The 12,106-nt window shown below is 58.2% G+C and carries 15 protein-coding genes; 3 read left to right on the forward strand and 12 right to left on the reverse strand.

What is annotated here, in order from left to right; all coding sequences use genetic code 11:
* Positions 1-80: 80 nt before the first annotated feature.
* Positions 81-1,223, reverse strand: a complete 1,143-nt coding sequence (locus PhaeoP97_RS14415) for an alpha-D-ribose 1-methylphosphonate 5-triphosphate diphosphatase (RefSeq protein WP_072505652.1) — start codon at positions 1,221-1,223, stop codon at positions 81-83.
* Between the two features lie 52 nt (positions 1,224-1,275).
* On the opposite strand from PhaeoP97_RS14415, the gene PhaeoP97_RS14420 reads away from it, so the two are divergent.
* Positions 1,276-1,959, forward strand: a complete 684-nt coding sequence (locus PhaeoP97_RS14420; protein WP_072505653.1) for a DUF1045 domain-containing protein — start codon at positions 1,276-1,278, stop codon at positions 1,957-1,959.
* Here the strand turns inward: PhaeoP97_RS14420 and phnN are convergent.
* Genes phnN through PhaeoP97_RS14440 form a run of 4 tightly spaced genes read right to left on the reverse strand, consistent with a single transcriptional unit; the run spans position 1,941 to position 4,831 of the window.
* Positions 1,941-2,513 carry a phosphonate metabolism protein/1,5-bisphosphokinase (PRPP-forming) PhnN gene (gene phnN / locus PhaeoP97_RS14425; RefSeq protein ID WP_072505654.1) on the reverse strand — a complete coding sequence of 191 codons (573 nt, stop codon included), beginning with the start codon at positions 2,511-2,513 and terminating at the stop codon, positions 1,941-1,943. The two genes, PhaeoP97_RS14420 and phnN, sit on opposite strands and share 19 nt — an antisense overlap.
* On the reverse strand, positions 2,510-3,193 hold the full coding sequence (gene phnL, locus PhaeoP97_RS14430) for a phosphonate C-P lyase system protein PhnL (protein WP_072505655.1): 684 nt from the start codon (positions 3,191-3,193) through the stop codon (positions 2,510-2,512). The genes phnN and phnL overlap by 4 nt, the downstream gene beginning before the upstream one ends.
* Positions 3,194-3,203: 10 nt before the next feature.
* Positions 3,204-3,974 (reverse strand): phosphonate C-P lyase system protein PhnK, encoded by a 771-nt coding sequence (phnK, locus tag PhaeoP97_RS14435; protein WP_072505656.1) that lies wholly within the window; start codon positions 3,972-3,974, stop codon positions 3,204-3,206.
* Complete coding sequence (locus tag PhaeoP97_RS14440) at positions 3,974-4,831, reverse strand: alpha-D-ribose 1-methylphosphonate 5-phosphate C-P-lyase PhnJ (RefSeq protein ID WP_072505657.1); 858 nt, start codon at positions 4,829-4,831, stop codon at positions 3,974-3,976. The genes phnK and PhaeoP97_RS14440 overlap by 1 nt, the downstream gene beginning before the upstream one ends.
* A gap of 46 nt (positions 4,832-4,877) precedes the next feature.
* Between PhaeoP97_RS14440 and PhaeoP97_RS20805 the strand changes: the two genes are divergently transcribed.
* Positions 4,878-5,000, forward strand: coding sequence for a hypothetical protein (locus tag PhaeoP97_RS20805; protein ID WP_257786525.1), 123 nt, complete (start codon positions 4,878-4,880; stop codon positions 4,998-5,000).
* 2 nt (positions 5,001-5,002) lie between these two features.
* On the opposite strand, the gene PhaeoP97_RS14445 is transcribed toward PhaeoP97_RS20805, so the two are convergent.
* The 3 genes from PhaeoP97_RS14445 to phnG are packed head-to-tail and all read right to left on the reverse strand — an operon-like array spanning position 5,003 to position 7,187.
* A complete protein-coding gene (locus PhaeoP97_RS14445) occupies positions 5,003-6,112 on the reverse strand; it encodes a carbon-phosphorus lyase complex subunit (RefSeq protein ID WP_072505658.1) in 1,110 nt (369 codons plus the stop codon).
* A 2-nt stretch (positions 6,113-6,114) separates the two neighbouring features.
* Positions 6,115-6,711, reverse strand: coding sequence for a phosphonate C-P lyase system protein PhnH (phnH, locus tag PhaeoP97_RS14450; RefSeq protein WP_072505659.1), 597 nt, complete (start codon positions 6,709-6,711; stop codon positions 6,115-6,117).
* Positions 6,711-7,187, reverse strand: a complete 477-nt coding sequence (phnG, locus tag PhaeoP97_RS14455) for a phosphonate C-P lyase system protein PhnG (RefSeq protein ID WP_072505660.1) — start codon at positions 7,185-7,187, stop codon at positions 6,711-6,713. The genes phnH and phnG overlap by 1 nt, the downstream gene beginning before the upstream one ends.
* Positions 7,188-7,295: 108 nt before the next feature.
* Between phnG and phnF the strand changes: the two genes are divergently transcribed.
* Positions 7,296-8,015, forward strand: coding sequence for a phosphonate metabolism transcriptional regulator PhnF (gene phnF, locus PhaeoP97_RS14460; protein ID WP_072505661.1), 720 nt, complete (start codon positions 7,296-7,298; stop codon positions 8,013-8,015).
* 47 nt (positions 8,016-8,062) lie between these two features.
* On the opposite strand, the gene PhaeoP97_RS14465 is transcribed toward phnF, so the two are convergent.
* The 4 genes from PhaeoP97_RS14465 to phnD all read right to left on the reverse strand — a co-directional run bounded on the left by PhaeoP97_RS14465 (position 8,063) and on the right by phnD (position 12,094).
* Positions 8,063-8,677 carry an LbetaH domain-containing protein gene (locus PhaeoP97_RS14465; RefSeq protein ID WP_072505662.1) on the reverse strand — a complete coding sequence of 205 codons (615 nt, stop codon included), beginning with the start codon at positions 8,675-8,677 and terminating at the stop codon, positions 8,063-8,065.
* A gap of 109 nt (positions 8,678-8,786) precedes the next feature.
* Positions 8,787-10,157 carry a phosphonate ABC transporter, permease protein PhnE gene (gene phnE / locus PhaeoP97_RS14470; RefSeq protein WP_072505663.1) on the reverse strand — a complete coding sequence of 457 codons (1,371 nt, stop codon included), beginning with the start codon at positions 10,155-10,157 and terminating at the stop codon, positions 8,787-8,789.
* Entirely contained in the window at positions 10,154-11,023 is an 870-nt protein-coding gene (gene phnE / locus PhaeoP97_RS14475; protein WP_072505664.1) for a phosphonate ABC transporter, permease protein PhnE, read from the reverse strand. The genes phnE (PhaeoP97_RS14470) and phnE (PhaeoP97_RS14475) overlap by 4 nt, the downstream gene beginning before the upstream one ends.
* Before the next feature lie 162 nt (positions 11,024-11,185).
* Positions 11,186-12,094 carry a phosphonate ABC transporter substrate-binding protein gene (gene phnD / locus PhaeoP97_RS14480; RefSeq protein ID WP_072505665.1) on the reverse strand — a complete coding sequence of 303 codons (909 nt, stop codon included), beginning with the start codon at positions 12,092-12,094 and terminating at the stop codon, positions 11,186-11,188.
* Between the last annotated feature and the right edge of the window lie 12 nt (positions 12,095-12,106).

Here is a 12,106-nt window from a genome sequence, read left to right on the forward strand (position 1 = left end):
GCCACAGCCAAGAACCTTCAACAGAATACAATAAAGCCCCGGCATGATGAGCCGGGGCTTTATCTTCTAAGCTTCCGCCATCAGGCTACACGGCGGCCGCGCGACCAGACCGATGACAGGGCTGGTACGCCCGCACGCATACGGAAGCGGATCAGATCAGCACGCTTGCCAATTTCAACCGAACCGCGATCCGTCAGATTTACGGCCGCTGCCGGAGAGGAAGTGACCGTCGCCAACCCGCGTGCCATATCGCCCCAAATTTCGCCCAGCTGTGCTGCTGCCAACAGCAGAGCCGCTGGCACATAGTCAGAAGACAGAATATCCAGCAGCTCCAGCTCTGCCAGGTCTTTTGCAGCGACATTGCCGGAGTGGGAACCACCCCGGATCAGGTTCGGCGCTCCCATCATGACCTTGATTCCATGTTCGCGGCAGGCCCGCGCAGCCTCAACCGTAGTCGGAAACTCTGCCAGATGGATACCGTGACCCGCTGACACCGCCACTTGATCAGATGTCGTGTCATCATGGCTGGCAAGAACCGCACCAAAGCGGCGTGCAGCTTTCACAGCCTCTATCTCATGCAAGTCACCATATTCATCGCGCATCCGTTTCAACCCTGCCACATGGGCCGCAAAACCCGCATCGTCAAAGCCGTGTTTGCCCTTCACATAAGCTTCGAGCTTGGACATGTCACGAAACTGCCGCTGGCCAGGCGTGTGGTCCATCAACGACACCAGCCCAACCCGATCAGCATCGCCAAACTCATCCAGTTCCTGCACCAGAGTTTCTGAACACACCTCTGCCCTAAGATGAAGAAAATGGCTGATCTTCAACGCATTCTGTGTGCGCAGATCCAACAGCTCGGTAGCGAGGCTACGGGCATATTGACCATAACGCGCCTCCTTGGCCTTGATAGACCCGACACGCATCGCGTCAAACACTGTGGTGATACCGGTGCCGGCCAGTTCTGCATCATGGGCGATGATCGCGGCGGCGTGGGGCCAGTCAACCTTGGGCCTTGGCTGGATGTGCCGCTCAAGATTATCCGTGTGTAACTCGATCAGCCCAGGGCAAAGAAAATCACCCTCAAAGTTGATCGCGCCAGTGGGCACAGACGTGCCATCAGCGATATCGGTGATGATGCCCCCGGATAATGTGACCAAACCGGTGCGGGTTTCGCCCGGCAGAACAAGGGTGGCATTGGCAAGGATCAAAGGTTCTGTCATCTGAGCTTCACATGGTTTGAGGTATAGAACAGGCCACGCATAGGAGGCCAATGTGACATTCACGCGATACGCGATCTACTACGTGCCCGCTGAACAAGCGGAATGGAGCCGTTTTGGCGCGCATTGGTTGGGCTGGGATCTTGCGCATGGGCGCGCGCTGCCCCACCCCGAAGCTACCGGGCTTGATATCGCCAGGATCACTGCGGCGCCGCGCAAGTACGGCCTGCATGCGACCATCAAGCCGCCGTTTCGCCTTGCTGAAGGGGCAACGGCCGCGGCGCTGACCGAATGTTTCGCCAGTTTCGCAGCACAGGCTGTCCCGGTGGGGTTTGATGGGCTGGCGCTGACACGCATGGGGCGTTTTTTGGCGCTGTGCCCAACCGGCGATCAGCTGGGTCTGAACCGGCTCGCCTTTGACTGCGTGCGCAGCCTTGATGATTTTCGTGCCCCGGCTCCAGAGGTCGAGTTGGACAAGCGCCGCGCCGCTGGTCTCAGCCCGGCTCAGGAACAGGCGCTGGTGACCTGGGGCTACCCGTACGTCGGCGATAGCTTCCGCTTTCATATCACCCTGACCGGCAAATGCCCGAAGCCCCAGTTGCCGGAGATCGAGACAGTGTTGCAAGAGCGACTTTTGCCGCTGCTGCCCGCGCCCTTGGAGATCGCCGATCTGGCGCTGGTTGGCGAGGATCAGGAGGGGCGATTTCATCTGATCCAACGTCACGCCCTCACTGGTTGAAGCCAAGGCAATAGGGCCGCTTCGGCGGCAACTACTGCGGTTTGCAGATCACCGCTATTGTCAACCTCCACCACATGGGCCAGCCCCGCAGGCAACGGGGTCCCCGCGCGGGCAAGCCGACGCTCGACCTCGGCAGTATCCTCGCGCCCGCGCGCGCTGAGCCGTGCAGCCAATGCTTCAGGCTTTGCGGTCACCGACAAAACAACAAGATCCCCGAATACAGCCTGCGCTTCTAGCAAGACCTTGCGAGACAGATTCACCAAGACCCCAGATGCCTCTCGTCGCGCAGTCTCAATCTGCTGTGGGATGGCATAGAAAAGCCCATGCGCCGCCCAGTGCAGTGCGAAGCTGCGCTCAGCGCAGAGATCAGCAAACTCCACTTCGCTGACTGCCTCATAATCTTCGCCACCCAGCTCAGGCGCTCGCGTGATAACCCGACGCTGTTTTAACAGCCCGGCATGCCGCTGCATGAGCGCGTCCATCAAGCTGTCTTTACCAACGCCAGAGGGTCCGACAACAGCAATCACTGGCGCTTTCTGTGGCGAACGGCTCATGCCACCGCACGCGGGGTAAAGGTTGAGACGTCAACGAACCGATCACAGACCTGCGCACGCGCGGATTCATCATGGAAAATTCCGATGATCGCAGCCCCCCGCGCCTTGGCCTGTGCGATCAGGCCCAGAACTGTTGCCCGATTTTTGGCATCCAAGCTGGCCGTCGGCTCATCCAGCAGCAGTGCCGGATAGCTGTGGGCGAAACCACGGGCAATGTTCACCCGCTGTTGCTCGCCGCCGGAAAATGTCGTCGGGCTGAGCTGCCACAGACGTTCAGGAATGTTCAGCCCAGCAAGCAATGTCGCCGCCCGGTCACGGGCTGCATCCTGCTCGACGCCAACTGCCAGCAGCGGCTCTGCCACAACATCCAACGTCGGCACACGTGGCACGACACGCAGAAACTGACTGACGTATCCCAGGGTCTCGCGACGCAAGGCCAGAATGTCACGTGGCGTTGCCTGCGCCACATCCACGTCGCCGACCATAATCCGGCCGGATGCTGCAAGGTAATTACCGTAAACCACGCGCATTAGGGTCGATTTCCCGGCACCGGATGCACCGGTTAGGCCGATGCACTCACCCGGCTCGACCTTCAGCGTCGCGCCTTCCATTACCGGGATGACGGCGGCCCCCTGATTGTGCAGGGTGAAGCTTTTGCTCACGTTTTGAAGTTCAATCATCTCTGATCCCTCAGACCTGGAGAACGCTGGAGACCAGCAATTGAGTGTAGGCGTGCTGGGGGTCGTCCAGCACCTGATCGGTCAGGCCGGTTTCAACCACATGACCGTCCTTCATCACCATCAGCCTATCTGCCAAAAGGCGCACAACAGCCAGATCGTGGGTGACAATGATGGCGCTGAGACCCATCTCCCGCACGAGACCACGCAAGAGGTCCAGCAGACGTGCCTGAACGGAAACATCCAGACCTCCGGTCGGTTCGTCCATGAAGACCAGCCGGGGCCCGGTGACCAAATTGCGGGCGATCTGAAGGCGCTGCTGCATACCACCGGAAAACGCAGAAGGCCGGTCATCGATACGTGACTCTGAAATTTCTACACGGCCCAGCCAATCAGCGGCCCGCGCCCGGATGTCTCCATAGTGACGATCCCCCACAGCCATCAGCCGCTCGCCAATGTTGCCGCCTGCCGAGACCGACATGCGCAGCCCGTCGCGGGCATGCTGATGCACAAACGCCCAATCGGTGCGTGACAGCATCCGGCGTGCAGGCTCTGACATCGTAACGGTGTCCACCGGTCCGTCCGCGCGGGTGTCAAAGATCACCTCACCCCGATCCGGCATCAGATGTCCGGCCATGCTATTGAGCAGCGTCGACTTGCCGGATCCACTCTCGCCCACGATGCCCATAACCTCACCGGGATATAAGTCAAAGCTGACATCTGTGCAGCCAATCCGTGCGCCATACATCTTGGCCAGGTTCTTTACTTGCAACAAAGGCGTCATTACGCGGCTTCCTCACTCAGGCGGCCAATATGGCCTGCGTCACGCCGGGATCGGCAATAATCCGTGTCAGAGCAGACAAACATCCGGTTGCCCGCATCATCCAGAATCACCTCATCCAGATAGCTGTCCTCTGCCGCGCAGAGATCGCAGGGATGATCAGCCTTGCTGGCCTCGAACGGGTAGTCCTCGAAATCAAGAGAGACCACTTCGGTATAAGGCGGCACCGCATAGATGCGCTGTTCACGCCCCGCGCCAAACAGCTGGATCGCTGCCATGTTCATCTTGGGATTGTCGAATTTCGGAATGGGGGACGGGTCCATGACATAGCGACCAGCCACTTTCACCGGATAGGCATAGGACGTCGCAATGGCACCGTGCTGGCTGATGTCTTCATAAAGTTTCACGTGCATCAATCCGTATTCCTGCAAGCTGTGCATCTTGCGGGTTTCGGTTTCGCGCGGCTCTAAAAAGCGCAACGGCTCCGGGATCGGGACCTGATAGACAAGGATCTGATCCTCGCTCAGATTCGCTTCTGGAATCCGGTGGCGGGTCTGAATGATGCTGGCCTTTGCGGTTTCCTCGGTGGTGGCCACGCCCGCTGTGTTTTCAAAGAACTTGCGGATCGACACCGCGTTGGTGGTGTCGTCGGCCCCTTGGTCGATCACTTTCAGCGTGTCGTCCGGCGTCAGCGTGGCCGCCGACACCTGCACGCCGCCAGTGCCCCAGCCATAAGGCATCGGCATTTCGCGGCTGGCAAAAGGCACCTGATAGCCCGGCACCGCCAGCCCTTTGAGGATCGCCCGGCGGATCATCCGCTTGGTCTGCTCGTCGAGATATGCAAAGTTGTAGTCAGACATGAAATGCCCTCTCAGCCCCGGGCTGGAAACCCATCAGGAGGTTACTTTGGACGCTTTGATTGCGGCAGCTGTTGCTTTTGTCGTGTTCGCCGCGTTTGATAGCTTCGGAATCGACTTCCAAAAGCTCAGTGAACGCGGTGATACAGACACGGGTAACGGGGGTGACTGAACTCATTCCGCAGCCTCCCGTGCCGAAAGAGTTTCTGCCAGCTCAGTTGCTTCGCGGCGCAGTTTGCGGACCAGCTCCAGCTCGGACTGAAAGTCCACATAGTGCGGCAGCTTGATGTGCTCCAGAAAACCGGTGGCCTGAATATTATCGGCGTGGCTTAGGACAAATTCCTCGTCCTGTGCGGCGGCGCCAAGGTTGTCCTCGCCCAGCTCCTCCCATCGCAGGGCGCGATCGACCAGCGCCATAGCGATGGATTTACGCTCTGACTGACCGAACACCAGACCATAGCCGCGGGTGAACTGCGGCGGCACCGTTTTCGAGCCCTTGAACTGGTTCACTGTCTCACACTCGGTCAGCTCCACCTCGCCAATCTCGATGGCGAAACCAAGTTCGGGGATCTCCATCTCGACCGGTACGGTGCCGATGCGCAGCTCGCCCACAAAGGCGTGGTTGCGTGCGTATCCGCGTTGAGTCGAATAGGCCATGCCTAGGATGAACCCTTCATCCCCGCGCGTCAGCGACTGCAATCGCACTGCGCGTCCTGCCGGGAACGACATCGGCTGCCGTGTCAGATCACCGGGTTCGGCGTCGCATCGCGGTTCCTGTTCGATAATGTCCTCATCATCCAGAAATGACAGAATATGCGGTGTCTCCTCCTGGCGTGGCTCGCCCTCGGCGGCCTTGGGCACTGCATCTTCGCCCTCTTCTGCGGCCAATTTGAAATCCAGCAGCCGGTGAGTGTAGTCGAAGGTTGGGCCAAGCACCTGCCCCCCGGGGGCATCCTTGAACGTCGCCGAAATCCGGCGATCACAGGCCATGCGACTGGTCTCTATCGGTTCGGATGCGCCCAAACGGGGCAACGTGGTACGGTAGGCTCGGACCAGAAAAATCGCCTCGATCAGATCACCACGGGCCTGTTTGATCGCCAGCGCCGCCAGATCAGGATCGTAGAGAGATCCTTCCGCCATCACCCGGTTTACAGCGAGGCTTAGCTGTTCGCGGATCTGTGCCAAGCTGAGTGCCGCGATACTGACATCACCGCGACGCTCTTCCGCCAACCAGCCATGGGCATTGTCGATGGCACGTTCACCACCCTTTACAGCAACATACATAGTCAGCTCTCCTCGCTTGATAGGCAGGTGATCTGGCTTGACCGGGGCAACGCCGCGATCTGGGTGCCTGCGGTAAAATAGGTATCAAACCCAAGCGGAAAGAGGCTCGCGTTCGCCTGAAACGGAGCGATGTCCGGTAAAGCTGCCTTAGCGGTTTCCTTAATTCCCGGTCCGCGCATCAGCGCGTTAGCCTGGTCAAAACCCACCACTTCCACGATCAACGTAGCAGAGCGGTCGGGATACTCCGCCGTTCCGATACGGTAGGCGTCATAGGGCGCCAATGCGGCCCAACCGCCAAGGGCGAAATCAGCCTCTGCCGCAGTCACAATGGGCGCGCCAGTATGAAAGGTGATCCAATCGCGCAAAGCAGGTCGGTCCACGTCCGCTGCCAGATAGAGCCCAGTTTCTGGATCACAGAGCGTGAGCAGCAAGCTGCCCGCAGCCTCCGACACCCCTTCGGGCGGGGTTCCACCGGAGATATCGCAAAGCGTACCCGGACGTGCCATGGCCGTCATCGCGGCCCGAAAGGCATGCGCAGATTGAATCGCAGGCGTTACAAAACCACCCGCGAAATGAGAGCTTTGGAGCTGCGCAGACATCAGTCTTCCCCTCGCACCATGGTGAAAAAATCCACTTTCGTGGCGGCGGCCTTCGCCGCGCGGCGGGTTTGCTCGGCCTGTTTGTCCGCTTGCAACGGTGTCAGAACGGCTTGGCGAAGCCCATCGGCAGCTTCGGTCTGCATCAATGCATCAATCTTGGCGGCGATCTCTGCTTTGGTCTTGCTGCGGCCCTGCACATAACCGTGGCCCACGGTGCCATCGGCGAGTGTCAGCGCGCAACGGGTGACGGTCATCTCGCCCAGATTGAACGGAGCACCGCTAGCCCCCATTCGCCCACGCACCATGACGCCACCCGCCTCTGGTGCACGCAGCCAGTCGTGATCAGGGTTTTTCCCGTATCGCTGCCACAAATCCTGCAGGGCGCTTTCCTTGGCGGTGGCGAGCAGGCTCATCCAGCCCTTGCGGGTATCAATCCCGTTTTGGGCCCTATCAACCGTAGTATTATCGCTGTTCATTGCTTCAAAGCCTCTTGGCCGGATTGTCTACATAAACTATACAACTAGACAAATGTTATCCGAGTCGCCCCATGCGGCGCAACGGCAACCTTGTGAAAGTTTCGTGACATGGCGCGCACCCCAATTTGGAAATCCATTGCAATCGCTTTGACAGACGACATCGCACAGGGCCGCTATCGGACCGGTGACAAGCTACCGCCTGAGATCCAGCTGGCCAGTCGGTTCGGCGTCAACCGTCACACGGTGCGACGCGCCCTTGCAGAGATGGCAGAGCAAAGTCTTGTCCACGCGCGCCGGGGTGCCGGTGTCTTTGTCGCTGCCCGCCCAACTGACTACCCAATTGGCAAGCGGGTTCGTTTCCACCAAAATCTGGCCCGCCTTGGCCGCATCCCTGCAAAGAAAATCCTGACACTGGAAACCCGCGCCGCTGGCAAAAGAGAGGCGGAGGCTCTCGGGTTGGATCTTGGCGCCACAGTCCATGTCTATAACGGGTTATCGCTCGCAGATGACCAACCCATCGCTCTGTTCCAGAGCATCTTTCCCGCTGATCCGCTGCCAGATCTGCTCGACGCCCTAGCAGAGACGCATTCTGTTACCGAAGCTCTTCATCGATGTGGTGTAGCCGACTTCACCCGCATTGAAACGCGCATCACAGCAAAGCTGGCTACAGCGACACAAGCGCTGCATCTGCAACTGTCAGAAGGCAGCCCCATCCTGCGGACAACCGGGATAAATGCCGCCCCCGGAGGACAACCGGTGGAATTCGGGCGCACTTGGTTTGCGGGGGATCGCGTGACACTGACAGTCAGTGACGACAACGACGGTTGATCCGCTGCACTCCACTCTGCTTGTCAAAGGTTCGCCGGGTTTGGATATCACGCGTATTTTTCCAGAAATGCTTCCGCGCTCAGCGTACGAAAGTCGGGAACCGCGTCTCTCAGTCGTGCGCTCTCCCAATGCCACCAGCCCAGTTCCATCATCTGCTCGGCAACGGCCTCGGTCAGGCGACGGCGGATCAGCTGCGCGGTATTGCCACCAACAATCGTGTATGGGGCGACATCCTTGGTTACCACGGCCCCGGACGCCACAACCGCGCCGTGGCCAATGGTCACGTCGGGCTTGATCAGCGCACCATGCCCAATCCAGGTGTCGTTTCCTATCTCTGCCCTGCGACTGGCCCGGTGGTCAAACCAATTGGCATCGTCGTCGACATCGTCCCAATAGCTTGATGAGCGGTACAGGAAATGATGCAGCGACGCTTTGTCCAGCGGATGATCCGTTGCACCAATTCGCACAGCGCTGGCAATATTAGAAAATTTACCGATCTCGGTATTAGCGATATCGCAGTTGCGGTCACAATAACTGTAGTCCCCGAAACGACTGTTGAGCACGCGGCTGTCTGCACCGATCTCTACATAGGTTCCAAAGCTACTGTTGGTGATCTTACAATTCGGATGCAGGGCAGGCTGATTAACTGAAAGACGCGGCATGTTGGGGCTTTCGCAAGATCATGGTCGGCAAGGGACGAATATGGTCAGCAACCATAGGCATCCAATGGGCCTATGGTTGCTTGGTTACAGCAGGGAGATAGCCTGCGGTTCAGGGCAGTAGCATCACGGCCCCGTTGCGGCGTGCTTTGCGGCCCGGCTCACCCTTGATCAGGCGACGACGGAGCCAGCCGGACATCCAATCCATCAGCATCACCATCAGGATGATCAGCACAATGTAATAGGCGACTTCTTCCCAATCCTTCTGGGTAATGATGGCTTGCGTCAGCAGAAGGCCAATCCCACCCCCGGTAATTGCACCAATGATGGTTGCGCTACGAGTGTTGGATTCAAGGAAATAAAGCAGCTGACTTAGCAACACCGGAGTGATCTGCGGGATCACACCAAAGCGATAGCGCTGCGCCGGTTTTGCCCCAGTGGAAGCAACGCCTTCGATCTGCTTCTGATCAACATTCTCAAGCGCTTCGGAGAATATTTTGCCAAAGGTGCCTGTGTCTGTCACCAGAATTGCCAGCGCGCCGGTCAACGGCCCGGGGCCAAAGGCACGGGCCAGGACCACTGTCCAAATCAGCGAGTCAACGCCCCTCACAAAGTCAAAAAAGCGTCTAGTGGCGAAACGCACGCTGCGCAGTGGCATGAAGTTGCGGGTCGCAGCAAAGGCCAGCGGCAGCGCAATGAGACCAGCCCCCATAGTGCCAAGGAAAGCCATGAGAAGTGTTTCGAAAATCGCCCAGGCCACATCCTGGTGTCGCCACATCTTGTTGGTCCAGAAGTCGTGGAATATCGCGCCGACTTCACCCGTTGCTGCCAGCGTCATCAGTTTTCCGATGCCCACACCGTGATAAGGGCTGTCGAGCGTAAAGAAGAACAACTCCCATCCCGCAAAGTAACGAAACACCTCCGACCGGTTCCGCGTGACGGTCAAACGTCCGGCGTCGGTGGTGACCGCCAAACGGTTCTTGGAGGCACTGATCCAATCGGGCAGTTCACCTGTCGGGAATTCAGCCTGCACTCCTGCCGTCTTGCTGGGCGTGGCCCGAATAGTGCCATAGCCCGGTATATCAAACTCAACCGTTTCAGGTCCAAAACGGACTTGATGGCCGTCTTCTAAGTCAATCACGGTTACAGCGTCGGGCGCAGCAGCCAGACTGACCCACTCCGGCGACTGGCCTTCGGGATAAGCGCCCTTGCGTTCCCCCTCGACGGAAACGCTGACGGTTCCATCGCGGTTATCGCGGGTCACATGGGTCTTGTAGCTATAGCTGTCCGCCACCAACGTGCGGGCGTTTTGCGGGTTCATCCGCTCTGCCAGCCCCATGACGTCGAAGGACACAAACACATAGGCAAGATAGGCCAATACGAACAGCGGCAACACAAAGCTGAACATGCGCTTGCGCACGAACAGCCGTTCCATATCCAGTTTACGCAAGGTTGGCGGAACCGTGGTGTCAAATGTGGTCATAGCTTTGCTCCATGGGTCAGCCGATCACGCAGCTTGCCGGAAAATTGGTCGACCAAAACAATCGTAAGGAACAACAAGAGAAAAATAGCAGCAGCCTCGTCGTAGCGCCCCTGCCCCCAGGACATGGCATTACGGAGTTCGTATCCAATGCCACCGGCGCCGACGAACCCAAGGATTGCAGAAGCGCGAATGTTGATTTCGAACCGCAAGAGCGCGTAGCTCACATAGTTCGGCCCGACCTGAGGAAAGACACCCAGCACCATACGTTGCGCCCAGCCTGCGCCAACCGACGCCAGCCCTTCGACCGGCTTGAGTGATGCGTTCTCGTTGACCTCAGAAAACAGTTTTCCCAAGGCACCCGCTGTGTGAATGGCAATGGCAATCATTGCGGGCACGGGGCCACCGCCCAAGAGGAAGATCAACACCAGAGCAATCACAATCTCAGGGATGGCGCGAAAGATATCAAGAAGACGGCGGAACAACGGAATTAGCGCAGGCCAGCGTGCCAATCCGCGTGTCGCCAACAGCGATAGAACGGTCCCAAACAACGCACCGATCAACGTCGCCGCTGCCGCAATGTTCAGGGTTTCAACCAGTGCCGGGAAGAAATGCACCAGATGCTCGGGCAGAAGGGAGATTTTTTCCACCGCTTCTGAAAGGACCTCAGCCGGATAGTCAAAAACATGGGTGATCCCATTCCAGAAAGATCCAGCGTTGCGATCATCCGCAACCCGAAATCCGGCGGCCATCATTGCGACGAAAACCGCCAACAATACCCCGCCATATAGGCGTTTTCGCTGTATCAGCGCCGTGTAGTCCGCCTGTATGTCGGCCACCGTGGGCGCCGAGGCTGTTGCATCTGTCATCTATTGGATCCTGCATCGTCAGGGATAGCCACGTTTGAAATATGCCAAAGGCTGCGTGTCAGTATTGCTGACAAATCTGGCTTGCGACAATCGAACATGGTGGTCAAAAAATGGCGGGGCTCGGTACTTTCGTTCCGAACCCCGCACGCTTTGGTGCTAAAATCAATTGGACTTCAATTTGCGCGCTTCAATGATCACCTCATAGGCTTCGTGAGTGATCGGCATGAAGCCTTTGGCTTCGCCTGCGGCAACCCCGTAGAAGCATTCTTCGTCCATGGACTGCAGAGATGCCATCAAGCCGGTCATCTTGAGCTTGACGTCTTCGGGCAGTTCAGTACGCAGAACGACCGGACCTTCGGGGATTGGCTTGGACTGCCAGATCTGCACCAGATCGTTCATATCAACAAGACCGGCATCTACTGCACGTCGCAGCGCGCCGGAATTGAAACCATCTTCCCATTCGCCCAGACCGTCAGCCCAGCTGACGCCGGCGTCGACATCGCCATTGGCAACCGCAACGATGGTCTGCTCGTGGCCACCAGTGAATTTCACTTCTCCGAAAAAATCACCGGACGTCATGGTTGCCCCTGTCGCTTCGGGGATTTCAATCGACGGGATCAGAAAGCCAGAGGTGGAGTTCGGATCGCCGAAACCAAAAGTCTTGCCTTGCATCTGGTCAAGCGAGGTGATGCCGCTGTCCTTGCGAGCAAAGCCTATGGAGTAGTAGCCGTAACCGCCGTCGTTGTTCACTTTTACCAAGATCGGCTCAACCGCCGCAGGATCGCTGAGGTAGGTCTTTGCATAACCAGAAGCACCCAGCCACGCCATGTCGATGGTACCGCCCAGCAGGCCCTGGATCACGCCGTTATAGTCGGCTGGTGCAAACAGCTTGGTCTCAACACCCAGCAGGTCTTCGGTTTTCTGACGCAGGCACTCGTTGTTGTTCAAACGGTCCTGTGCGTTCTCACCACCCAGAATGCCGATGCGGAACTCTTTGATCTCGGCAGTGTCAGCCATAACCGGAGCGGTCAGGGCTGTGGTGGCCAGAACGGCAGCAAAAAGATGTTTCATTATCAGTCTCTC

It is taken from the genome of Phaeobacter porticola (assembly GCF_001888185.1).
In the GTDB taxonomy this organism is placed as follows: domain Bacteria; phylum Pseudomonadota; class Alphaproteobacteria; order Rhodobacterales; family Rhodobacteraceae; genus Phaeobacter; species Phaeobacter porticola.